The following is a 23,066-nucleotide window of genomic DNA, read 5'->3' on the forward strand; positions in this document are numbered from 1 at the left end:
TGCGGCCAAAACCATTACCAGGCGCCGGTATTGCCCATGGAAGCCCAGGGTTCGGCGGCCGGAAGCGGGCTTCCCTTCTGCAGGATTTCGATCGAAATGCCGTCGGGCGAGCGCACGAAGGCCATGTTGCCGTCGCGCGGCGGCCGGTTGATGGTAATGCCGTTATCCATCAGCTTTTGGCAGATCGCGTAAATATCATCCACCTCATAGGCGAGGTGGCCGAAATTGCGTCCTCCGCTATAATCCTCCGTATCCCAGTTGTAAGTGAGCTCGAGGCAGGGGGCCTTTTCGCTGCGCGCACGGTCGAGATCGTCGCGAGCGGCCAGGAAAACCAGGGTAAAGCGGCCCTTCTCGTTTTCGTGGCGGCGAATCTCCTCCAGTCCGAACAGCGTGGTATAGAAGGCAAGCGAAGCGTCCAGATCTTTGACGCGAACCATCGTATGAAGATAACGCATTCTATCTACTCCTTTATAGGGGCTGGCCTTTTTGGCGAGCCGAGGTCAGCTTCGGGCAAGTCATCTTTATAAAATGTGCAGCTGGGAATAACCGAAAACTAGGACTTGCGCTTATCCGTTACCAAGATGTTAATCTTGATTTCAAGAATCAGTTAACCGTAACAGTGTGACGCGTATTCGAGGGGCTGGCGATAATGGCTGATAGGATTTCATCGAACGCATACACCGATGTCGACGAGCTGTCGTCGGAAGCGGTCGATCTTGTTGAAATCACCGGTGTCGTCAAGTGGTTCGACGTCGCCAAGGGCTTCGGCTTCATCGTGCCTGATAACGGCATGCAGGATGTTCTCCTGCACGTGACTTGCCTGCGTCGCGACGGCTATCAAACGATCCTCGAGGGGACGCGCATCGTCGCTCTCGTCCAGCGCCGCGAGCGCGGCTACCAGGCTTTCAAGATCCTCTCGATGGATCAGTCGACCGCCATTCATCCTTCGCAGCTGCCGCCGGTGCGCACCCACGTGCAGGTTACCGCCACGAGCGGGCTCGAGCGGGCGCTTGTCAAGTGGTTCAACCGTACTAAGGGCTTCGGCTTCCTGACGCGCGGTGAGGGCACCGAAGACATTTTTGTGCACATGGAGACGCTGCGCCGCTTCGGGCTGACGGAGCTGCGCCCCGGCCAGGTGGTCCTCGTCCGCTTCGGCGATGGCGAAAAGGGCCTGATGGCTGCAGAGATCCATCCCGACGTTCCGAGCCCGGCAAGCCGGTCGCACTGACATGCGCGGCATCGTCCTGTTTCATGCGATCAGAAGCGCCGTCATGGCGCTTTTTTTCTTGGTCGCCCTGCCGGCTTTGGCTGAGGAGGAGATGCGGTTCGAAAAGGAGCCGCTGCTCATCCAGACAGCCGCCGGCAAGATGCTGCATTTTACCGTCGAGGTCGCCGCCACCGGTGATCAGCGCGCCCGCGGGCTGATGTTTCGCAAGTCGATGGCTGATGACGCCGGCATGATTTTCGATTTCGGGCAAACACGGCGCGTTGCCATGTGGATGGAGAACACCATCCTGCCGCTCGACATGCTCTTTGCCGACGACACCGGCACGATCCGCCACATCAAGGAAAACGCAAAACCCTATTCACGCGAGATCATCGATTCGATGAGCCCGGTGAAATACGTCGTCGAACTCAATGCCGGCATCGTCGGCAAATTCGGAATCAAGCCGGGCGACAGAATCGTGAGCGCCACGACGACGAAGGCGAAGTGACGGCGCACCAGCTCGCGAGGTGCGATGTGGCCAACAAGAAATCCAAGAAATCAGAATATTGAATGGTCGGAGTGGAGAGATTCGAACTCCCGACCCTCTGGTCCCAAACCAGATGCGCTACCAGACTGCGCTACACTCCGTGCCGTGATTGGCAGCGGGAATACACGGTTCACTCCGTCGTCGCAACCCATAAATCCAGCTGTGGCCGGAGATTTCTCACCAGGCCTGTGGACGCAAGAGGAAAATCCCGGTCGGCCTTCAATTTACCTGTGAGGCGCAATTGGACGTCAGGGCGATCAGCCTTAGCCGCGGGCGATCAGGCCGATATATTGGGCATAGCTGATAGCGACATAGAAGAAAGCGGTGATGCCAGCTCCTATCATAATGGCATTGAACTCTGTCGAACGTCTCATCATGCGTGCATCCACTGAAGCCGATTGAGCCGCAAACTAGTGCCCGCGGTCGGCTGCGGCAATCATCCTGTGATCACAACATGAGACAATCGGTAATATTGCGCAATCGCTTGGAATTCCTGCGGATTTTTAGGTGGAATGGCAGCGACATGAGGGATGAATGTGCTGAGCCGCCCGAGTTAACGATAAGCCTTGCTTCCCAACACATTGGCGCATCGTCGGGGTGGCTGTGGCAGCGGCGTCGCGATCCGCTTTTTTCTTGAAAAAACGGGGATTCGCGGATAAGCGAAATTCAACTCTTCGCGTTATCGCAAACGACGAAGCAAGGGCCCGGCAACGGGATTGAGACCATGAAAGGCGGGGCGCTCTGTCCCTGCATATTCGGAGATGCCGCAGTCATGTCTGCCAAGATCTATCGTCCTGCTAAGACCGCCATGCAGTCCGGCAAGGCCAAGACCCATCTCTGGGTGCTTGAATTCGATCAGGAGTCGCCGCGCAAGATCGATCCGATCATGGGCTACACCTCCTCGGGCGACATGCGCCAGCAGGTAAAACTCACCTTCGAAACGCAGGCGCTTGCCGAATCCTACGCCCAGCGCAACGGCATCGAATACCGCGTCATCGCGCCGAAGGATCCGGCCCGCCAGGTTGTGGCCTATCCGGATAATTTCCGCTATACCCGCACGCAGCCCTGGACGCATTGAGATTTCTCGTCCACATATGGCGTATTCGGTCGCGCTCTTTGAACGTGACCGCCGGACGGCCCCTTAGCTCAGCTGGATAGAGCACCTGCCTTCTAAGCAGGTTGTCGCAGGTTCGATTCCTGCAGGGGTCGCCACCTGCTTTTCAAGTGTTTGTTTTTGTTGTTTTTCTGGACGCTCACCCCTCATTGGAGAATGGTTTAGGGGCGGTATTCGGTCAAAAAAAGCCCCGCCGAAGCGGGGCAAGTCGTGACAACGGATCGCACAGGGGGAACCCCCGTGCTTTCCTACCGCTTTAACGAAAGAGCGATCGACTAGGTCCCGTACGGTGTTGGACCGACGGTATCTCGCTAATCGCACCAGTCATTGCGCTGCTTGGAGCTCCAGCTGCGAGGCAAGGCGTTAGGCTTCGGCCAACTCTTCTTGGCCGCGCGAAAAATCAGCCTCGGCTTCGACCTTCTTCTTTGATTCTGTCGGGCCTTGCCAGCGATATGGGTCAGGAACCGGCAGGCACTCCTAGGAAAATGGGATCCATGATAGAGGTGGGCAGACGTTCGTTGCAAATCAAACGGCTGACCGATCCAAGAAGCTTTTTGGTGTGAATTGATGCAAATTGCCGGGCGGCATTGCCGCTTGCGGACCAGCGGAAAAGCGATCTGGCGGAGCCGCAAAGCCAACCGACCGGTCACGGGTCTCCATCATCTCGCTGACCAGTGGGCTTCGTACCGCTCTCAAGTTCATCGGAAGATCAGCAGCTTGCACACGGCCAACTGCTTCTGGAAGCGGAGGATACGCGGCTGGATCGGAATTATTGTTCGAACTCATCTCGCAACACCGCGAGGTGCTACTTTGAGCAACAGCAATCTCTCGTTCGACGAATGTACGGAGATCTTGGATCCGAGCGCCCGACCGCATAACCCACCACATCAACATCGTCGAGACGAATGGCAACAGCTCGCGCAAAGCCGCGCCCGAAAGGCCGGCTGACGCTGTCGAAAAATCGCAGCGCGCGGATGGGCCCCATCCACGCGCCGAAGTAGCCTGACTTTTGCGCGCCGCGTGGCGGGTTTTGCTCCGCCGTTGGCACGATTGCTGCGGCGATCGGACGACAGCCGCAACGGGTATTGTTACAGGAGAAAATCGCCTGCTCCCAGCTGGACGTGGCCCTGCAGCTGAATCTCGAAGTCATGAACACCGTCGCCGTTCAAATCGGCCTGGATAACGGTATGGTCGTCCTCGTAGTGCCACGCGAGCGCGCCAGCCTTCTTGTCGAACAAAGCATTCTCCTGCGCCTGGAAATGGAAGGCTGCATCGCCCAGCGCAGAGCCATTCGCATCGATCGCCGAGACGTCGATCTTGTCGACGCCGTGCTGGAAGTCTGTGATGACGTCGCGGTTCCAGCCGGACCCGGATTCCGTCGCTGTCTTGAAGGCGAACGTATCCGAGCTGGTGCCGCCGCTCATGATGTCCCTTCCGGTGCCACCAATGAGGACGTCCGAGCCGGCGCCGCCCTTCAGCACGTCATTGCCGGCGAGACCCTTGAAGGTTTCGTTGCCGCCGTTGGACTGACCGGTGTGTGGCATGATGTCGTTGCCATTGGTGCCGGTATATTCCTTCGTGGTGGTCGGCGAAGTCGGCGAAGTCGGTGAAGTCGGCGCGGTTGGCGAAGTCGGCGCGGTTGGCGAAGTTGGCGCGGTTGGAGAAGTCGGCGTGGTTGGAGAAGTCGGCGTGGTTGGCGTTCCCGATGTGGAGCCGGATTCGTACGCACCCATATCGACAGTTCCAACGACGCGATGGTCGCCGTCCAGATCGACGGAGCTGACGCCGTACTTGCTGGTTCCGTGGTCGATCGCCGTCGAGCCGGAGCTGAGGTGGAAGTTGTCGCTCGATGCCCCTGCGAATTTAGGGTCAACGCCGAGCTGATTGCCGTTCGCCGTGCTCGGCATCGCGTTGCCGCCATCGGTTTTGACCGATGCCTGACCGGCGGTGCCGTTATAGGTGATGTTGTTGGCCCAGACGACGTTCTTGTTGGTGTAGGCGTCGGTAGACGTATTATCGATCGCGGTGTTGTTCTTGTTCAGCGATGGATCCGCTACGGCGATGTTGTTGACCCAGGTGTTGTTGCTCGATGCCGAGTTGCTGAGCTCGCCACGCCAGGTGCCGCTGTTCTGCGGGTCCTGATTGTTGTGGTATGCGGTGTTGTTCGACACAGTGACGGAGTCGCTCCAGGTAACCTGAATGCCTTTGCCGCCGTTCCCGTAGACAAGGTTGTTGTCGACCAGGGTTTTGAACGTGTAGTTCGGATTACCGCTAGCCTGCGTGCTCTGGAAATCGTCGATGATGATGCCGTTGCCGTCGGTGTGCTCACCAGACTTTGTGACGTTGTCGTGCGAGATGTTGTTGCGCACGATGTTCCGGTATCCGTCCGTCGAGGTATCGCCGGTGATGTTCCGGTTCTGGTAGATGGAGATGCCCGAGAACCAGCCTGTCGAAGCGTTATTGTAAGTCTCGTTGCCTTCGACGTGGATGAAGTCCGACTGGTTGAACTGGATGCCCGACTCCCCGCTGCCGTGGACCTTGTTGTTGAGGATCTGGACGTGGTGGACATTGTTCGCTTCGATGCCGTCGCCTTTGGCGCCGCCGATGTCAAAGCCGTCGATCGTGACGTAGTTGGCGTTGACGCTGATCGCGTTCCATGAGCCCGCGGGCGGCCGGATCAGCGCCCCGCCAGGCACCTCGGAGCGGAGCGTGATGTCGCCTGCCGCCGAGCCGTCCTTGTCGATGTTGATGCTCTCGTTATAGGTCCCCGGTTTCACCACGACCTCGTCGCCAGGCTTAAGGTTTGAAGCCATCGCCTCACTGATCGTGCGAAAAGGGGAGGTGGCACTGCCGTTACCGCCGCTGCTGCTCGAAGCTACGTAGTATGTTGTCATGGTTTTGTTCCTCAACTTCAGCGTTGTCTAATATTTTGTGGTTAATCATGTGTTGCGGCGGGGGTTATAGGACGACGTTTTGAAGGGCGCAACAGCTTAAAAACAGTAAGTACTTGAGAAACATAGCCATATTGCTGCCACAATATCCAGATCACTCCCAAGTTACATTTTGAAATATTTGCGGAAATCCGATTCGCCCAAATTGGGACAAACTATATATCTCGCAAACCGCGAATTATTCTTTCTGCAACCATGGCGACACCCACCCATTGAAAAGATTAGGAAAACCTGATGGACGTCACTGGAATCCTGCCGCGAAGGCGGGATCAACATTTTTTGTGAATTTTTCAATTTTTGGCAGCTTCGCCTTCACGATTGAGGCTAATTGAGGTGGCCGTGGCAAGGCCAACATCCTCTCCGGGGTGCTCGAATCGATCATGAGTCGCTTTCAAGACTGATTAGATAACGGGCACACCGCTCCTCCGCCGACACATGCTGGCAGTGAAATTCGCCTTCGAAGCGCAGGCTCTGGCGGAAGCCTTACTCAGCGCCACGGCATCGAATGCGTGTGATCGCGCCGAAAGACACTCCTCAGCTGGTGGCATATCCTGAACAATCCTGAACTCGAACCCCGCCAATTTAGAGAGCGTGGGCAGGGCGATTCATCCATAGTTCGGTGTCCAATCGGTAGATTACAAGGGAAATTTGGTCGGACCCCTCATCTGGCATGGAGGCGGCTGGTCCCATTTGGGCGCGGGTCCTTCGGCGGCACATCGGGCGTGATGGCAAATGTTCAGACGCTCTCGGCTTCGCAGTTGTTCTATAGGAGAGAAATATTGCTCTTCTTCGTGGCTGGTCTTTCCGATACCGGAGCCATGACGATTTCGGCTGGCTGACATGTCGTCACGCAGGCGGCAAGCAGTACCATGGAGATCATCTTTGATACAGCGGGGACGCGAATAATATTATCCAAGACTGTCCAGTAATCGTCGCAACTGGTCTATTTCATGTAGTGTGACGCAGCCAAGACAAAGACAGAAATTCTGCGGATGTCGCCGAAAAGTTGAAATGTCGCAGAATTATATATGTTTCAACCTGCGCCAAGCTCTTCCTAGCCACAATAGGTGGGATGCTGCCGCCGAAAACGGCGTGTACCCTCCCTGCCAATTCTTGGGGGGCGAGTATGAGAACGATTTGTTTGAGCATCGGCGCCGCTGCATTTCTATATGCGTTGAATGCCTACGCCGTTGATCTTCCTGCGGGGGCCAAACAGGCTACAATGGACGAGTTCAAAGCTTTTGCTGACGGCAAGCCGGTGAAAGTAGAAATTCTCGATCTGGAAAAGCCTGTGTCCGCCGAACTCGTTTGGAGTTGGAAGAAGGGCACCATTACCGGTAAAGCCGATGTCGGCGGCAAAACGCTCGACGTGAAAACGAAACTCACTTTCAAGGGCGATAAGGCCTGTTCTGCCGGCAATGGCGAAAAGCCAAGCTGCCACTTTATCTATATCGACGGCGACAAATTCTACGAAGTGCGAGATGACATGAAGGTGCACGCAGTTTCGACGGTCGATTGAGGTTCGCAGTCTATCCCGTAGCTCCCGACCTCCGCACTTATGGAGCTCGATCGATCCCGCTGCTCCCGTTGCCCTGAAAGCCGCGCTGCAGCTTCCATCATCCCTCTGGTAATTGCCGGACGGCAAGGGCCGACCATCCGACAGCGGTCAAAGCTGATATGCGGTCGCCGTCGACAAGCCACGCCGATGCAGCCGGGCCTGTGTTCCTGACTTTTGAAGTCCTATGGGAGACTAGAACCGTTCGGTTCTTCTCAGCGGTCCAGGAAATGCTCGAAGTAAACTTCTGGGATGGGGTAGGCGTAGACGCCTCGGTCGACGAAGCCGCGTCGATAGAGGCAATTTCTGAGCGCCGCGTTATAATCGAGGCTTCTCTGGTCCGGCGAGCCGCGTCGCCACGAACCTGCTTCCGGCACGCACCGCTGGAGCGCCTTGTCATACCGGGCGAGGAGGACCGGGTCGGTATCGACCCGAATGCCGCTGTAGGATTGATAGTTAGAAGGAGATTCGGCGGCTGATATACAGCCGAAGCTAAGCACAAGACCAACAACTGCCATCAATCGCATTGGATTAAGCGCTCCCCAGATCGATTTTCGAAGTCATCTGACGGAACGTTATTGATTCCAGCGCCTGTGGGCAAGGGGTTTGGAAGGTGCCGGGATGGCTGCCGCCGCAGAATGGCGGCAGCTTTTGTCAGCAACCGAGATCAATCGAGGAGATCGGCCGGCACCTTGCCGCCATTTTCTGAAAGCCGCTTCATCAGCGCCTTGTGCAGCCACATGTTCATTTTCGCGGAATCGTTTGTATCGCCGGTATAACCGAGTTCGGCGGCGAGTTCCTTGCGCTCAGTCAAACTGGCATCCATCCCGACTGACTTCATCAGGTCGACGATCGAATGGCGCCAATCGAGTTTCTGGCCGCTCTTCTTCACAGCCGCGTCGAGGATCGGAACAATATCGACTGTCGCTGTCGCCGGGGCCGAGGCCGGCTTAGTTTGCGCAGGAGAGGACGCAGGCGTCGGACTGGGGGCTGACGGGGGTGAGACGGGAGCCTGGGCCGGCGCTGTCTTTGCTGCGCCGCTGGCGACAGGTTCGGCTGCTTTTGCTTCTCCAAAGATTGCATGTTTGATCTTGTCGAAAATGCCCATTCTTGAACCTCCGGCTTCGTAATATAGGAACATGCTGAACATGGAGGCCGGGCCGGGCATATCCAGACGAACGAAGATCTTTTTTGCTCCTGCACTAGAGGAGCGAGAAACCGGAGCAGGCGCTGCGAGGGCGATCGAGTTGGCCGGCCGCCGTGTCGACAGCTGCAACTAAGCAGCCACTTAATTACTGCGTACTCCTTCGGAATTTAGATACAGCGGCTAAATTGGGGAGAAATTCTCGCTCATGCCTGTTTTTGGCACAGTAGCTTTCGTAACGCTTACTCAGTGATAACTACGCGCCGTCATTCTCAGCCGCCGCGCAGGTTCATGACGGGCTGGAATGAAACCTTGGCAAGTCCTTCTCGTTGGTTGGCATGGATGTCGGGGTACTCGGCGTCCAATCGATCGAAGGCACGCGCGTTCCTCGATTTTCGCAGGTCGGACGAACCGTCCGGCATATGAAAACGGAGGAAGAGATGATGACTCAAATGCACAGTAGACTGCCAATTGCCCTGTTCGCATCCGCCTGCGCCGTTCTTGCCATGCCGGCAGACCATGCACACGCGACTGACATTGGCGTGTCGGTAAATGCAGGCAATGCCACCAGCGCCGACGTCGGAGCTTCGCTTGGCCGCGGAAACGGGGTTGATGCGACGGCCGACGCATCCATTGGCGGCTCGAGCGGCGCTGACGCAAATGCGTCGGCCAGTGCTCGCGGCCGCGGCGGTATCGATGCCAATGTCAATGCCATTACCGGGGGCAGTGATGGTCTCGCGACTGGCGCTAATGCCAGGCTCGGCGGCGATCGCGGCGTCAACGCCCGGACTGCCGGCTCCCGGGAGGTCGATGACAAGGCCACGGCTTCCATTGGCGGTAGTAGCGGAGCAGGCACCAAGCTTGCCATTGGTGACGCGAACGACAGGGGCGGGATGACAGCTGCTCGTAACGGCACCCTCAGCGCATCGCAGGCTCGCACGATTGCGGCGTTTCGAGAGAGACCCGTGGACGAGCAACGCAAGATGCTTGTTCGTTGCGCCGATATCTCCGCCGCCGGCAGCGGCGATGCCGGGCTTTCCGGTCTCTGCAGTCTGTTGCAGGCGTCGGTCTCCCACTGAACGTGAAAGACCCGCCGGTGCGGAAGGCACGGCGGGTCTTTTCACGAACTAAGCTTCTCGGACTTAGTGCAGGATCTGGCTGAGGAACAGTTTGGTGCGCTCGTGTTGCGGGTTGTCGAAGAACTCGGCCGGTGAGTTCTGCTCGACGATCTGGCCCTGATCCATGAAGATGACGCGGTTGGCGACCTGGCGGGCAAAGCCCATTTCGTGGGTGACGCAGAGCATGGTCATGCCTTCCTCGGCGAGACCCACCATCGTGTCGAGCACTTCCTTGATCATTTCAGGATCGAGTGCCGAAGTCGGCTCGTCGAACAGCATGATCTTCGGGTTCATGCAGAGCGATCGGGCGATCGCCACGCGCTGCTGCTGGCCGCCGGAAAGCTGACCCGGATATTTGTTGGCCTGTTCCGGGATCTTGACCCGCTTCAGGAAGTGCATGGCGATTTCTTCAGCTTGCTTCTTCGGCATCTTGCGCACCCAGATCGGCGCCAGCGTGCAGTTTTCTAGGATCGTCAGATGCGGAAAGAGGTTGAAATGCTGGAATACCATGCCCACTTCGCGGCGCACCTCGTCGATCTTCTTCAGATCGTTGGTGAGCTCGGTGCCGTCGACGATGATCTGGCCCTTCTGGTGCTCTTCAAGACGGTTGATGCAGCGGATCATCGTCGATTTGCCCGAACCGGACGGGCCGGCGATGACGATGCGTTCGCCGCGCATGACCTTCAGATTGATGTCGCGCAGCACGTGGAAATCGCCGTACCACTTGTTCATGTTGACGATTTCGATCGCCACTTCCGTTGCGGAAACGGTGAGCTTCTTAGCTGGAGCTTCAGCCATATTGTTTTCCCTCATTTTTTATCGTTTGTGGCCGGTGTCGAGGTGACGTTCGATGAATGCTGAATAGCGCGACATGCCGAAGCAGAAAAGCCAAAAGGCGAATCCGGCGAATATCAACCCCGTTAGCGGCGTTACTGCGGTCGCCCAGTTCGGATCGACGAAGTTGAGGCGAACGATGCCGAGCAGGTCGAACATGCTGATGATCGACACCAGCGAGGTGTCCTTGAACATGCCGATGAAGGTGTTGACGATGCCAGGGATCACCAGCTTGATCGCCTGCGGCATGATCACCAATCGCATCTTCTGCCAGTACCCCAGGCCGAGAGAATCCGCCCCTTCGAACTGGCCTTTGGGAATAGCCTGAAGGCCGCCACGAATGACTTCCGCCATATAGGCGGAAGCGAAGATCGATACGCCGATGATCGCGCGCAAGAGCTTGTCCACCGTCCAGCCGGCCGGCAGGAAAAGCGGCAGCATGACGCTCGCCATGAACAGGACCGTAATCAGCGGCACGCCGCGGACCACTTCGATGAAAACGACGCTGAACGTGCGGATGACCGGCATCCGCGAGCGCCTTCCGAGCGCCAGGATGATGCCGAGCGGGAAGGAGACCGCGATGCCGACAAAAGAGAGCACCAGCGTCACCAGCAGCCCGCCCCAGAGTGGCGTCTCGACGATTTCCAGGCCAAATCCGCCGTAAAGCAGAAAGAAGGAAATGATCGGCAGCACGCCGAACAGCAGCAGGGCGTTGACCCCCTTGCGCGGTGCCGAAGGAATGAGCATCGGCACCAACAGGAGTACGAAAAGAATGCCGACCAGGGTCGGGCGCCAGCGCTCGTCGAGCGGATAACGCCCAAAGATGAACTGGTCGAATTTGGCGTTGACGAAGGCCCAGCATGCACCGCTCCAGCCATCCGGCTGAATGCCGCCCTGTACGGCAGTGGCGCAGAAGGTGCGGTCAGGGCCGCTCCAAACCGCCTGCACGAAGAGCCAGTCGAGCGCGTGCAGGAGGGCCCAAACGACAAAGACCAGCGCTAGGATGGTAAGGACGATGTCCTTCGGCGTCGCAAGGAGGTTGCGGCGAATCCAAGCGACAGGGCCCTTCTCTGCTGAGGGCGGCGGCTCCGGCGCCAGTATGGCGGTTCTGACGAAAGCGTTGCTCATCTTACCTCTCCACCAGCGCCATTTTGGCATTGAACCAGTTCATCAACAGCGAGGTCACGACACTGAGGCTGAGGTAAATGACCATCCAGATGAGGATCACCTCGACAGCCTGACCGGTCTGGTTCAGCGTTGTGCTGCCGACGGCGACGAGATCGGCAAAACCGATTGCGATCGCCAGCGATGAGTTCTTGGTGAGATTGAGGTACTGACTGCTCAGCGGCGGAATGATGATGCGGAAGGCCTGCGGAATGACGACCAGCCGGGTGATCGACGAGGGGTGAAGCCCGAGTGCGCCTGCAGCTTCCGTCTGTCCCTTCGGCACGCCGCGAATGCCTGCGCGCACGATCTCGGCTATGAAGGCAGCGGTGTAGAAGGAAAGTGCCAGGAAGAGCGACATGAACTCCGGCCCGACAACGGAACCTCCGGTGAGGTTGAACTTGCCTGCGATCGGATAATCGAAGGAAAGTGGCGCGCCTGCGACTAGGAAGGCGATAAGCGGCAGGCCGATCAGCAGGCCGATCGAAGCCCAAATCGTATGGAACTGCTGACCCGTCGCGGCCTGCCGGCGATGCGCCCATCGGGCCGTGGCGATGACGGCGATGATCGCGACGACGAAGGCGACGCCGACGAGCCAGAAAGTCTCGCCGAAAATCGGCTTGGGAAAGGAAAGGCCACGGTTGTTCAGATAGGCGCCGAGCGGCAGATGCAGTGACTCGCGCGCATTCGGCAGAACTGCCAGAACGCCCGAATACCAGAAGAAGATGACAAGCAGCGGCGGGATGTTGCGGAAGACCTCGACATAAACCGTGCACAGCTTGGCTATCAGCCAGTTCCTCGACAGGCGGCCGATGCCGATGATGAAGCCGATGATCGTGGCGGTGATGATGCCCGTAACGGCGATCAGGATCGTATTCAGAAGGCCGACGACCAGCGCGCGGCCATAGGTCGAATCGCTTGAATAGGCGATCAGCGACTGACCGACCTCGAAGCCGGCGCGGCCGTTCAGAAAGCCGAAGCCGGACGCGATGTTTGCGCGCGCCAGATTGACGGCAGTGTTGTGCGCAACCCACCAGACGAAGACGACCAGCAGGACGATGGTGAGAACCTGGAAGAAGATACCCCGAACTGTCGGGTCGTAGAGGGCGGACTGAAAACTCCAGCCGCTTCTGGATAGACGTGTTGATTCCAAAGCCTGATGCGTCATGCTTGGCCAATTCCCCATTATGCTCCTTTTCGGAGCTTTTTTATTGGAGGGGAAAGGCGGTCGCCCGCCTTTCCGGCTTCATGCGTGATGCCGCTCAGCGAACCGGCGGAGCGTACTGAATGCCGCCCTTGCTCCACAGCGCGTTAAGGCCGCGCGCGATCTTGAGCGGGCTGCCCTGGCCGATGTTGCGCTCGAAGACTTCGCCGTAATTGCCGACGTTCTTGACGATGTTGTAAGCCCAGTCGTTGGTCAGGCCGAGATCGGTGCCGATCTTGGTATCCGCCTCGACGCCGAGGAAGCGCTTGATATCGGGATTCGGCGAGTTCTTCATCTCGTCGACATTGGCCTGAGTGATGCCGAATTCTTCGGCATTGATCATCGCATAGCCGACCCAGCTGACGATATCGAACCACTGGTCGTCACCCTGACGTACGGCCGGGGCGAGCGGTTCCTTGGAGATGATTTCCGGCAGAATCGTATGTTCGTCCGGATTCTTCAGCGTCAGGCGCAGCGAATAGAGGCCGGACTGGTCGGTTGTGTAGACGTCGCAACGGCCGGCATCATAGGCCGCATTGACCTCGTCCAGCTTTTCAAAGACCACCGGATTGTACTGGAGATTGTTGGCCTTGAAATAATCGGCGAGATTGAGCTCGGTGGTCGTGCCGGACTGGACGCAGACAGACGCGCCGGAAAGTTCCAGCGCCGACTTCACGTTGAGGCTCTTGCGGACCATGAAGCCCTGGCCGTCATAATAGTTGACGAAACGGAAGTTCAGGCCAAGCGCCGTATCGCGGTTGATCGACCAGGTCGTATTGCGGGCGAGGACATCGATTTCCCCGGACTGAAGCGCGGGGAAGCGATTGGCGGCGCTGAGGGGGGTGAATTTCACCTTGGTGGGATCGCCGAAGACGGCCGAAGCGACGGCTTTGCAGAAGTCGACGTCGAAGCCTGCCCAATTGCCGGAAGCGTCAGGCGCGGCAAAGCCAGCGAGCCCGGTGTTGACGCCGCACTGAATGAAACCCTTTGCCTTTACATCACCGAGAGTCGTGGCCGAAGCAGCCGAGGCGCCAAGAGCGAAAACTGCTGCGCCAATCGCGGCGGACAGAAGCTTGTTCTTCATTTTTTCCCAACCTTTTCCGTTGTATTATCTTTTCTTGTGGGGCGTTCCGGCGGAAAACTCTGCCACCCCCATCGTCTCGACACCCTCCCGGCGCGAGTACCCTATCACAGTCGCAAATGTCACTATGGTCAAGTGTCGCCATGCATAATTGCGGCAAAATTCAGAATTTTGCCGCATTGCGCCGCATTCGAAGGCGGTTGGCTAGGAAATGAGCGCCCGCTTGCGGAAAAATAACGCTAATTTGAAAAACCGAGGCGACAGTTGTCCCCATGCTCGAGGGGTTGACCGGATCGGGCGAGGCGTCCAAAAGTCTGGCTTTGCGCCCCTCGCCAAAGGCTATTTCCGACATGAAAGATAAAGACAGCTTGCTGCAGACCGCCGGCATCAATACCCGCCTGACCCATATCGGCAACGACCCCTTCGATTATCACGGCTTCGTCAATCCGCCGGTCGTGCATGCCTCGACGGTGCTGTTTCCGAACGCGGCGACGATGGACACGCGCTCGCAGAAATATACCTATGGTACGCGCGGCACACCGACGACGGATGCGCTCTGCGAGGCGATCGATGCGCTCGAAGGTTCGGCCGGCACGATCCTCGTCCCCTCGGGGCTGGCAGCCGTCACCATTCCGTTCCTCGGGTTCGTCGCCGCCGGCGATCACGCACTTGTCGTCGACTCGGTTTATGGCCCGACGCGCCATTTCTGCGATACGATGCTGAAACGCCTCGGTGTCGAGGTGGAATACTACGATCCGGCGATCGGCGCCGGCATCGAGACGCTGTTCCGGCCGAACACCAGGCTCGTCCATACCGAGGCTCCCGGATCCAACACCTTCGAAATGCAGGATATTCCAGCGATCTCGGCGGTTGCCCATCGCCACGGCGCCGTCGTCATGATGGACAATACCTGGGCGACGCCGCTTTATTTCAGGCCGCTCGATCACGGCGTCGACATCTCCATTCATGCGGCGACGAAATATCCGTCCGGCCATTCCGATATCCTGCTCGGAACGGTATCGGCCAATGCGGAGCACTGGGAGCGGCTGAAGGAGGCCAACGGCGCCCTTGGCATCTGTGGCGCACCCGACGATGCCTATCAGATCCTGCGCGGATTGCGCAGCATGGGCCTGCGCCTCGAGCGGCATTATGAAAGCGCACTCGATATCGCGGAATGGCTGGAGGGGAGGGAGGATGTCGCCCGCGTGCTGCATCCGGCGCTGCCGAGTTTCCCCTCCCACAATATCTGGAAGCGCGATTTTAAGGGCGCCAGCGGCATCTTTTCCTTTGTGCTTGCCGCTGAGAGCCCCGAGAAATTCAAACCGAAGGCGCATGCCTTCCTCGATGCGCTGAGGATTTTCGGTCTCGGATATTCCTGGGGCGGCTTTGAAAGCCTCGCGCTGCACGCCTATCTCAATGACCGCAAGGTCGCCAAGGCGCCGAAGGAGGGTCCTGTCATCCGCCTGCAGATCGGCCTTGAAGACGTGGCCGACCTCAAGGCCGATATTGAACGGGGTTTTGCGGCGGCAAGTGCAGTCTGAGCCGTTGCGGCTAACACATATCGCGCAAAAGGATGCAGCGGTTTTGTGGCAACGACATGCGTAAAACAAACACCTAAAGCGCAAGGAGCGAATCTGAAAGATCGTGACGCGCTTTAGGTGCTGCGGCCGCTTGCCGAGCCTAACAGCGTGCCCTCAGCCCGGTAGCCGTAGATCCAGTCGAGATCGGCCGCCAGGCTTTGCGGCGGCTTCAGGCCGAGCACCAGATCGCGGCCTACCCGGATCGGGCCCTTCGCATGATAGGCAAATTTGTTGAAGGCGCCGCGCTGGCGAAGCTTTGCAATGCGCGGCGCGCGATGCCTTTCAAAGAGCGTCAGCGCTTCCGCCACGGGACGATTGGCGAGAAACGCGGCAAGTTCGTAGGCGTCTTCGACCGCCATGGCCGCTCCCTGGGCGGCAAAGGGCATCATAGCATGCGCGGCGTCGCCGATCAGAACCGTCCTGCGGCCGTCCTGCCACGCGCCCGGGGTGGTTTCGAAGAGCGGCCAGAACGTCAGCTTCGGCTGTTTTTCCAGCAGCGACGTAATCGCGCTGTTCCAGCCGGAAAGCTGCGCCCGGAGCCGAGCGCGCTGCTCTGCGGTCGGCTCGTTTCGCCAGGCCTGCGGCGAGACATTGCCGGCGGTGATCGCCACCATGTTGATGCTGCCGATCTCTTTCAGCGGATAGCAGACAAGATGGGCCGATCCGCCGAGGAAAGCCGAAACGCTTGTCCGGTCGAGAAAACCTGGCGCCTGGTCTTCGGGAATGGTGAAGCGGTAGGCGATATTGCCGGAAAAACGCGGCGAGGGGCTGACGGGAACGGATTGCCGGAGCTTCGACCAAACGCCGTCCGCCCCGATGACGACATCGGCAGCGCGCTCGACAGGCGGCGAATTCGATTCCACTCGCACACCAAGATGAAGCCGGCAGAGCGGATCAGCTTCGACCGCCGTGAGAAGCGCATTCTGCAATGTGGCGCGGTGCAGGACCCCGTAGGGTGCGCCCCAGCGCTGGCGCGCGAATTTGCCGGCCGGCACGGCCGCGAGCTGGCGCAGCGAACCGCCTGACATCAGCCGGATCGCTTCCGGTTCGAGCCAGACTTTTGAAAGTCCCTCGACGACGCTGAGTTCTGCCAGGATGCGGGAGGCGTTCGGCGAAACCTGCAAGCCGGCGCCAACTGCGACGAGTTCATCCGCCTGCTCGAAAATCTCCGAGCTGATGCCCCAACGCGAAAGCGCAAGCGCAGCTGTCAGCCCGGCAATGCCGGCGCCGATGATGGCGGCATGTTCGACCGGCATTGTCAGTCCGATCCGGATTCTGGACGGTTTACGCCGCCTTCACGTGGAAAACGCAGCCGGCCGGATTGGTCTGGCTCGGCTTGAGAGATGCATTATAACGGTAAAGCGTCGAGCAATAGGAGCAGACCTTCTCGTTGTCGTCGCCCATGTCGATGAAGATATGCGGATGGTCGAAAGGAACCGAAGCGCCGGTGCACATGAATTCCTTGACGCCGACTTCGATGACGCGATGACCGCCGTCGTTCTGGAAATGGGGAATGTTGTGGCCGGCCATGTCGTTCTCCGAATGCTTTGAAAGTGCGCGAACCTTATAAGCCTTCGTCTCAAATGTGTAGAGCCAAAGCGCCGCGCCGGGCACAGTTTTTACCCACAATTTTGGCTTCCCGCCGGGAGGCGGCTCGACTATGGTCGCGCCAAAAGGAAGGCCCGATGAACCTGAATACACCCGCGTTTTCAAGCTTCACTCATGATGGATTGAAGATCGCCTTTTTCGACGAGGGCGACCCCTCCGGCGTGCCTGTCCTGTTGATCCATGGCTTTGCTTCGACGGCAAGCGTCAACTGGGTGCATCCGGGCTGGCTGAAGACGCTGGGCGATGCGGGCTACCGGGTGATCGCCATCGACAATCGCGGCCATGGCGCAAGCGACAAGCCGCACGATGCCGAAGCCTATCGCCCCTGGGTCATGGCCGGCGATGCGATCGCCTTGCTCGATCATCTCGGCATCCCTGAGGCGAATCTCATGGGCTATTCGATGGGGGCGCGCATTTCTGTATTTGCTGCACTTGCCAATCCGCATCGCGTCCGCTCGCTGGTGCTCGGCGGCCTCGGCATCGGCATGACCGATGGGGTCGGCGACTGGGATCCGATCGCCGATGCGCTGCTGGCTCCGTCGCTGGAGGTCGTGACGCATGACCGCGGCCGCATGTTCCGCGCCTTCGCCGAACAGACGAAAAGCGACCGCACTGCGCTAGCCGCCTGCATCCGCGGCTCGCGCGACCTTGTCGCTCGCTCCGATATGGGCAAGCTCGACATGCCGACCCTGATCGGCGTCGGCACCAAGGACGATATCGCCGGCTCGCCGCAGGAGTTGGCTGCCCTGATGCCCGAGGCCGAAGCGCTCGATATTCCCGGCCGCGATCACATGCTCGCCGTCGGCGATAAGGTTTTCAAGCAGGCGGTGCTGGCCTTCTACGCAAGGGTGGCCGAGGGGTGACATTATCGTGATGCCGAAAAACCATGCTAAAAAACCATGGTGACGGCACCCATTTATGTTATTGGCGTTTTCCACTATATATGGGCATTCCGAAACGGCATTCCGGCTGGCAACGAGGAGAGCGGCGATGGTCGCCAAGACAGATATCCGTGCTTTTGAAACTGGCCATCCGCTGAAGGTGATGGATCCCATCTGGGACAGCCTGCGCGAGGAAGCACGGATCGCGGCCGAAAAGGATCCTGTTCTCGCGGCCTTCCTCTATTCGACGGTGATCAATTATCATTCGCTTGAGGAATGCGTCATCCACCGCATCTGCGAACGTCTCGACCATCCGGATATGCAGGCGAACCTGCTGCGTCAGACCTTCGAGGAAATGCTGCTCGACTGGCCGGAGTGGAGCTCCATTCTTCGCGTCGACATCCAGGCCATCTACGACCGCGATCCCGCCTGCCTGCGCTTCATGGAAGCGGTGCTCTACTTCAAGGGCTTTCATGCGCTGCAGACGCACCGACTCGCGCACTGGCTTTTGAACCGTGGCCGGCGTGATTTCGCGCTCTATCTGCAGAGCCGATCCTCCAGCGTCTTCCAGACCGACATCAATCCGGCTGCGCGTATTGGCAAGGGCATCTTCCTCGATCATGCCACCGGCCTCGTCGTCGGCGAGACGGCCGTCATCGGCGACAATGTCTCGATCCTGCACGGCGTGACGCTCGGCGGCACCGGCAAGGAGGGCGCCGATCGCCACCCGAAGATCGGCAGCGGCGTCATGATCGGCGCCGGTGCGAAGATCCTCGGCAATATCGAGATCGGCTATTGCTCGCGCGTCGCCGCCGGCTCTGTGGTGCTGAAGGCGGTGCCCCCCAAGAAGACGGTTGCAGGCGTGCCGGCCAAGGTTGTGGGCGAGGCCGGTTGTTCCGAGCCGTCGCGCAATATGGATCAGGTAATCGGCGCCGATATCTGAGTGTCGGCGCTGGAAAGACAGAATAAGCGACGGAACCTGAGCGGGGACAGTCATCGCCAAGCGGCGCCCCCGCCTTTACACCGCTCCTTTTCCTGTGCAAGAAGCGGCCAATCAAGGCCGCTTACGGAGATGACAGAGTGAAGCCAGAAGAAATCAAGAAGCTCGACGCCTACTTCAAACGTACGCTCAACCCGCAGATCGTCGTCAAGGCGCGTCCGCGCAAGAATGATTCTGCGGAAGTCTATCTTGGCGAAGAATTTCTGGGCGTCGTCTATGTCGATGACGAGGACGGCGACCGCTCCTACAACTTTTCGATGGCGATCCTCGACGTCGATCTTTGATCGCGCATGAGAGCTTGAAGTGGACCGGGCGGCGACATCCGCCCGGTTTTTTTGTTTTTTTCGCTGCCGAATCAAATTTTTTTTAAAACGTCTGGTTGTGACGATATGCCATATATTAGCAAAAACCGTTAAAGAGGTACGTTCACCGGCGCGCTCGCTTTGTCTTATTGCTGTAACGCAACCTTGAGATGTTTTGCGTCGCACAAGACTACTTGACTATTTGTGCGTTGCGGCTACCCTGCCGCCATCCAACAGCCCAACGGAGGATGGCCATGTTCAACTTTGACGAAGCCAACAAAAAGAGCAAGGAAGCCGTCGACACGGCGCTGAGAACCTATTCCGAGACGACCAGGGGCTTTCAGGCGATCGCCGCGGAAGCCGCTGAATATTCGAAAAAGTCCTTTCAGGATGCCGTAACGCATTTTGAAACCTTGGCAGGCGTCAGGAGCTTCGAGGCCGCTTTCGAACTGCAGACCGGCTACGTCAAATCGGCCTATGAGAGCTTCGTGTCCGAAACGACCAAGCTCGGCGAAATGTATGCCGATCTCGCCAAATCCGCCTACAAGCCCTATGAGGCGCCGATCGCTGCTGCTGCCGCTGGCGTAGTCAAGTCGCCGAAATCGCCGCAGCCGGCGACCCCCGCTGCCGCCTGAAGCAACGTCAAAAGCGCAACCTGCGCTACATATTGAAAAATAAAGACTGGCTACGCACCTGTAGCCGGTCTTTTTTGTTTCCACTTTCATTGCTGCGTCGGACCGTCCGGGGACATTTTGGGTCTTTCCCGTGCACGCCGGCATTTCTTGATTGCAGTGTCTGACAGGGGGCTTAAAATCGGCCCATTATGAACTAAGTTAGTGTTTCAGATATTCGGCGGGAAAAGCACCCTCCCATGCTCCGCCGGATTGATCGAGGAATGAATGACAATGATCGCAAAGCCGATCCGGATGCAGAACGACAGCGAAAGGAACGGGGACAACGGAAATCGCGGAACCTCGGTCATCACGCGCACCAAGCCGAAGACCAAGAAGCCCAACCTCTATCGCGTGCTGCTTTTGAATGACGATTATACGCCCATGGAATTCGTCATTCATATTCTGGAGCGTTTTTTTCAGAAGGATCGTGAAAGTGCCACCCGCATCATGCTCCATGTCCACAATCACGGCGTCGGCGAGTGCGGAATATTCACATACGAGGTAGCGGAAACGAAGGTCAGCCAGGTGATGGACTTCGCCCGGCAGCACCAGCATCCGCTGCAATGCGTCATGGAAAAGAAGTGAGGATCTGAACGTGCCAACATTTTCGCCTAGTTTAGAGAAGGCGCTCCATCAGGCACTGACCTTTGCCAACGAGCGGCATCATGAATATGCGACGCTCGAGCATCTGCTGCTCGCCCTGATCGACGATGCCGATGCGGCCGCGGTTATGGGCGCCTGCAATGTCGATCTCGACGCGCTGCGCAAGACGCTCGTCGAATATGTCGATAACGAACTTTCCAATCTGATCACCGGTTACGACGAGGATTCCAAGCCGACCTCCGGCTTCCAGCGCGTCATCCAGCGTGCCGTTATCCACGTGCAGTCATCCGGCCGCGAAGAAGTGACCGGCGCAAACGTGCTCGTCGCGATCTTCGCCGAGCGTGAAAGCCATGCCGCCTATTTCCTGCAGGAGCAGGAGATGACCCGCTACGATGCCGTCAACTACATCTCCCACGGCATCGGCAAGCGGCCGGGCGCGTCGGAGACCCGTACTCCGCGCGGCGCCGAAGAGGAGGCCGAGAGCAAGCCGACGGCGCGCGGCGGGGAGGAAGAGGGCGGCCCCAAGAAGCAGCAGGATGCGCTCAAAGCCTATTGTGTCAATCTCAACGAGAAGGCCAAGGGTGGTAAGATCGACCCACTGATCGGCCGTCATGCCGAGGTCAGCCGCACCATCCAGATCCTGTGCCGCCGTTCGAAGAATAATCCGCTCTATGTCGGTGATCCCGGCGTCGGCAAGACGGCGATCGCCGAAGGTCTGGCCAAGCGCATCGTCGAAGGCAAGGTGCCTGAGGCGCTCGCCGATGCGACGATCTTCTCGCTCGACATGGGCACGCTGCTTGCTGGCACGCGCTACCGCGGCGACTTCGAGGAACGGCTGAAGCAGGTCGTCAAGGAGCTGGAAGAATATCCGGGCGCCGTCCTCTTCATCGACGAAATCCATACGGTGATCGGTGCCGGCGCCACCTCGGGCGGGGCGATGGATGCATCGAACCTGCTGAAGCCAGCCCTGTCATCGGGCGCGATCCGCTGCATCGGTTCGACCACATATAAGGAATACCGCCAGTTCTTCGAGAAGGACCGGGCGCTGGTCCGTCGTTTCCAGAAGATCGACGTCAGCGAACCGTCGATCAATGATGCGATCGAGATCATGAAGGGGCTGAAGCCCTATTTCGAAGAATATCATCATCTGCGTTATTCGAACGACGCCATCAAGTCGGCCGTCGAGCTGTCGGCCCGCTACATCTCCGACCGCAAGCTGCCGGACAAGGCGATCGACGTGATCGACGAAACGGGTGCGGCCCAGATGCTGCTGCCGCCGTCGAAGCGCCGCAAGCTGATCACCGAGAAGGAGATCGAGGCGACGATCGCCACGATGGCCCGCATTCCGCCGAAGACCGTCTCCAAGGACGACGAGGCCGTGCTTGCCAATCTCGAGCAGGAACTGCGTTCGGTGGTCTACGGACAGGACATCGCGATCGAAGCGCTTTCGACATCGATCAAGCTGGCGCGTGCCGGCCTTCGCGAGCCGAACAAGCCGATCGGCGCCTATGTCTTCTCCGGTCCGACCGGCGTCGGCAAGACCGAGGTGGCAAAGCAACTGGCGGCGTCGCTCGGCGTCGAGCTCCTGCGCTTCGACATGTCGGAATATATGGAGCGGCATACGGTCTCGCGTCTGCTCGGCGCACCTCCCGGCTATGTCGGCTTCGACCAGGGTGGCCTCTTGACCGATGGCGTCGACCAGCATCCGCACTGCGTGGTCCTGCTCGACGAAATCGAGAAGGCGCATCCGGATATCTACAATATCCTGCTGCAGGTCATGGATCATGGCACCCTGACCGACCACAACGGCAAGAAGATCGACTTCCGCAACGTCATCCTGATCATGACGACGAATGCGGGCGCCTCCGAAATGGCCAAGGCGGCCATCGGCTTCGGCTCGTCCAAGCGCACCGGCGAGGACGAGGAGGCGCTGACCCGTCTCTTCACGCCGGAGTTCCGCAACCGTCTCGACGCAATCATCCCGTTCGCGGCGCTGCCGACGGCGGTCATTCACAAGGTCGTTCAGAAGTTCATCATGCAGCTGGAGGCCCAGCTTTCCGAAAGGAACGTCACCTTCGACCTGCATGAGGATGCGATCGCCTGGCTTGCAGAGAAGGGTTACGACGAGAAGATGGGCGCCCGCCCGCTGGCCCGGGTAATCCAGGACACGATCAAGAAGCCGCTCGCCAACGAAATCCTCTTCGGCAAGCTGAAGAAGGGCGGCGTCGTCAACGTCACCGTCGGCCCGAAGGAAGACGGCAAGCCCGGTATCCTGCTGGAAGCCATTCCGGATACGGCGCCGATCAAGCCGAAGCCGGAGGCCGAGGTCGTCCATACCGAAACCGACGACGAGGATGATGGCGAGCTGAAGACGAAGACGGCCCGCAAGGCCCGCGCAAAGACGGTCCCGCAGGCCGAGCCTGAGGTCCGCGACGCCCCCAAGAAGGGAAGCACGGTTCCCAAGGTTCCGCGCAAGAAGTGAGAGTTCGTCACCGAATC

The 23,066-nt window shown here is 58.7% G+C and carries 22 protein-coding genes and 2 tRNA genes; 13 read left to right on the forward strand and 11 right to left on the reverse strand.

Annotated features, from left to right (window positions below; all coding sequences use genetic code 11):
* Positions 1-14 precede the first annotated feature (14 nt).
* Positions 15-455, reverse strand: a complete 441-nt coding sequence (gene gloA / locus FHT70_RS11260; protein WP_085778026.1) for a lactoylglutathione lyase — start codon at positions 453-455, stop codon at positions 15-17.
* Positions 456-649: 194 nt separating this feature from the next.
* Between gloA and FHT70_RS11265 the strand changes: the two genes are divergently transcribed.
* Together FHT70_RS11265 and FHT70_RS11270 are read left to right on the forward strand one after the other, a co-directional pair.
* Positions 650-1,228: a cold-shock protein gene (locus FHT70_RS11265; protein WP_064802232.1), complete on the forward strand. Its 579-nt coding sequence runs from the start codon at positions 650-652 to the stop codon at positions 1,226-1,228.
* A gap of 1 nt (position 1,229) precedes the next feature.
* On the forward strand, positions 1,230-1,715 hold the full coding sequence (locus tag FHT70_RS11270; RefSeq protein ID WP_183701004.1) for a DUF192 domain-containing protein: 486 nt from the start codon (positions 1,230-1,232) through the stop codon (positions 1,713-1,715).
* Between the two features lie 63 nt (positions 1,716-1,778).
* Here the strand turns inward: FHT70_RS11270 and FHT70_RS11275 are convergent.
* Positions 1,779-1,855 (reverse strand) — tRNA-Pro (locus tag FHT70_RS11275).
* Between the two features lie 671 nt (positions 1,856-2,526).
* On the opposite strand from FHT70_RS11275, the gene FHT70_RS11280 reads away from it, so the two are divergent.
* Both FHT70_RS11280 and FHT70_RS11285 read left to right on the forward strand, forming a co-directional pair.
* Positions 2,527-2,832 (forward strand): ETC complex I subunit, encoded by a 306-nt coding sequence (locus tag FHT70_RS11280; protein ID WP_085778028.1) that lies wholly within the window; start codon positions 2,527-2,529, stop codon positions 2,830-2,832.
* A 57-nt stretch (positions 2,833-2,889) separates the two neighbouring features.
* Positions 2,890-2,966, forward strand: a tRNA-Arg gene (locus FHT70_RS11285).
* A gap of 990 nt (positions 2,967-3,956) precedes the next feature.
* Here FHT70_RS11285 and FHT70_RS11290 read toward each other — a convergent pair.
* The gene (locus FHT70_RS11290; RefSeq protein ID WP_183701007.1) at positions 3,957-5,762 is read right to left on the reverse strand and encodes a choice-of-anchor Q domain-containing protein; all 1,806 of its coding nucleotides are present in this window, start codon (positions 5,760-5,762) and stop codon (positions 3,957-3,959) included.
* 1,198 nt (positions 5,763-6,960) lie between these two features.
* Here FHT70_RS11290 and FHT70_RS11295 point away from each other — a divergent pair.
* Positions 6,961-7,338 (forward strand): hypothetical protein, encoded by a 378-nt coding sequence (locus FHT70_RS11295; RefSeq protein ID WP_246721810.1) that lies wholly within the window; start codon positions 6,961-6,963, stop codon positions 7,336-7,338.
* A gap of 251 nt (positions 7,339-7,589) precedes the next feature.
* Here FHT70_RS11295 and FHT70_RS11300 read toward each other — a convergent pair whose 3' ends face one another.
* Both FHT70_RS11300 and FHT70_RS11305 read right to left on the reverse strand, forming a co-directional pair.
* A complete protein-coding gene (locus FHT70_RS11300; protein WP_183701011.1) occupies positions 7,590-7,901 on the reverse strand; it encodes a hypothetical protein in 312 nt (103 codons plus the stop codon).
* A gap of 140 nt (positions 7,902-8,041) precedes the next feature.
* Positions 8,042-8,482 (reverse strand): DUF3597 domain-containing protein, encoded by a 441-nt coding sequence (locus FHT70_RS11305; protein WP_097598740.1) that lies wholly within the window; start codon positions 8,480-8,482, stop codon positions 8,042-8,044.
* A gap of 476 nt (positions 8,483-8,958) precedes the next feature.
* Between FHT70_RS11305 and FHT70_RS11310 the strand changes: the two genes are divergently transcribed.
* Complete coding sequence (locus FHT70_RS11310) at positions 8,959-9,597, forward strand: hypothetical protein (protein ID WP_348649531.1); 639 nt, start codon at positions 8,959-8,961, stop codon at positions 9,595-9,597.
* Positions 9,598-9,660: 63 nt separating this feature from the next.
* On the opposite strand, the gene FHT70_RS11315 is transcribed toward FHT70_RS11310, so the two are convergent.
* The 4 genes from FHT70_RS11315 to FHT70_RS11330 form a co-directional block, all read right to left on the reverse strand.
* A complete protein-coding gene (locus tag FHT70_RS11315; RefSeq protein ID WP_097598606.1) occupies positions 9,661-10,434 on the reverse strand; it encodes an amino acid ABC transporter ATP-binding protein in 774 nt (257 codons plus the stop codon).
* Positions 10,435-10,452: 18 nt separating this feature from the next.
* Positions 10,453-11,598 carry an amino acid ABC transporter permease gene (locus FHT70_RS11320; protein WP_183701013.1) on the reverse strand — a complete coding sequence of 382 codons (1,146 nt, stop codon included), beginning with the start codon at positions 11,596-11,598 and terminating at the stop codon, positions 10,453-10,455.
* A 1-nt stretch (position 11,599) separates the two neighbouring features.
* A complete protein-coding gene (locus FHT70_RS11325; RefSeq protein ID WP_097598604.1) occupies positions 11,600-12,802 on the reverse strand; it encodes an amino acid ABC transporter permease in 1,203 nt (400 codons plus the stop codon).
* Positions 12,803-12,896: 94 nt separating this feature from the next.
* Positions 12,897-13,922 carry an amino acid ABC transporter substrate-binding protein gene (locus FHT70_RS11330; protein ID WP_085778036.1) on the reverse strand — a complete coding sequence of 342 codons (1,026 nt, stop codon included), beginning with the start codon at positions 13,920-13,922 and terminating at the stop codon, positions 12,897-12,899.
* Between the two features lie 347 nt (positions 13,923-14,269).
* On the opposite strand from FHT70_RS11330, the gene FHT70_RS11335 reads away from it, so the two are divergent.
* Positions 14,270-15,460, forward strand: coding sequence for a cystathionine beta-lyase (locus FHT70_RS11335; RefSeq protein ID WP_097598738.1), 1,191 nt, complete (start codon positions 14,270-14,272; stop codon positions 15,458-15,460).
* Positions 15,461-15,573: 113 nt separating this feature from the next.
* Here FHT70_RS11335 and FHT70_RS11340 read toward each other — a convergent pair whose 3' ends face one another.
* Both FHT70_RS11340 and FHT70_RS11345 read right to left on the reverse strand, forming a co-directional pair.
* Positions 15,574-16,755, reverse strand: coding sequence for an FAD-dependent monooxygenase (locus tag FHT70_RS11340; RefSeq protein ID WP_183701015.1), 1,182 nt, complete (start codon positions 16,753-16,755; stop codon positions 15,574-15,576).
* Between the two features lie 28 nt (positions 16,756-16,783).
* Positions 16,784-17,029 carry a zinc-finger domain-containing protein gene (locus tag FHT70_RS11345; RefSeq protein ID WP_011425183.1) on the reverse strand — a complete coding sequence of 82 codons (246 nt, stop codon included), beginning with the start codon at positions 17,027-17,029 and terminating at the stop codon, positions 16,784-16,786.
* 155 nt (positions 17,030-17,184) lie between these two features.
* Between FHT70_RS11345 and FHT70_RS11350 the strand changes: the two genes are divergently transcribed.
* The 6 genes from FHT70_RS11350 to clpA all read left to right on the forward strand — a co-directional run bounded on the left by FHT70_RS11350 (position 17,185) and on the right by clpA (position 23,049).
* Positions 17,185-17,970, forward strand: a complete 786-nt coding sequence (locus tag FHT70_RS11350) for an alpha/beta hydrolase (protein WP_085778038.1) — start codon at positions 17,185-17,187, stop codon at positions 17,968-17,970.
* A gap of 127 nt (positions 17,971-18,097) precedes the next feature.
* A complete protein-coding gene (cysE, locus tag FHT70_RS11355; protein ID WP_064709189.1) occupies positions 18,098-18,931 on the forward strand; it encodes a serine O-acetyltransferase in 834 nt (277 codons plus the stop codon).
* Between the two features lie 137 nt (positions 18,932-19,068).
* Positions 19,069-19,272 carry a DUF3126 family protein gene (locus tag FHT70_RS11360; RefSeq protein ID WP_008526943.1) on the forward strand — a complete coding sequence of 68 codons (204 nt, stop codon included), beginning with the start codon at positions 19,069-19,071 and terminating at the stop codon, positions 19,270-19,272.
* Positions 19,273-19,544: 272 nt separating this feature from the next.
* A complete protein-coding gene (locus FHT70_RS11365) occupies positions 19,545-19,925 on the forward strand; it encodes a phasin family protein (RefSeq protein ID WP_085778039.1) in 381 nt (126 codons plus the stop codon).
* Positions 19,926-20,195: 270 nt separating this feature from the next.
* Positions 20,196-20,549, forward strand: coding sequence for an ATP-dependent Clp protease adapter ClpS (clpS, locus tag FHT70_RS11370; protein WP_008526939.1), 354 nt, complete (start codon positions 20,196-20,198; stop codon positions 20,547-20,549).
* 10 nt (positions 20,550-20,559) lie between these two features.
* On the forward strand, positions 20,560-23,049 hold the full coding sequence (gene clpA, locus FHT70_RS11375; RefSeq protein WP_183701017.1) for an ATP-dependent Clp protease ATP-binding subunit ClpA: 2,490 nt from the start codon (positions 20,560-20,562) through the stop codon (positions 23,047-23,049).
* The last annotated feature ends 17 nt before the right edge of the window (positions 23,050-23,066 follow it).

This window comes from Rhizobium sp. BK049, from assembly GCF_014193135.1.
Taxonomy (GTDB): domain Bacteria; phylum Pseudomonadota; class Alphaproteobacteria; order Rhizobiales; family Rhizobiaceae; genus Rhizobium.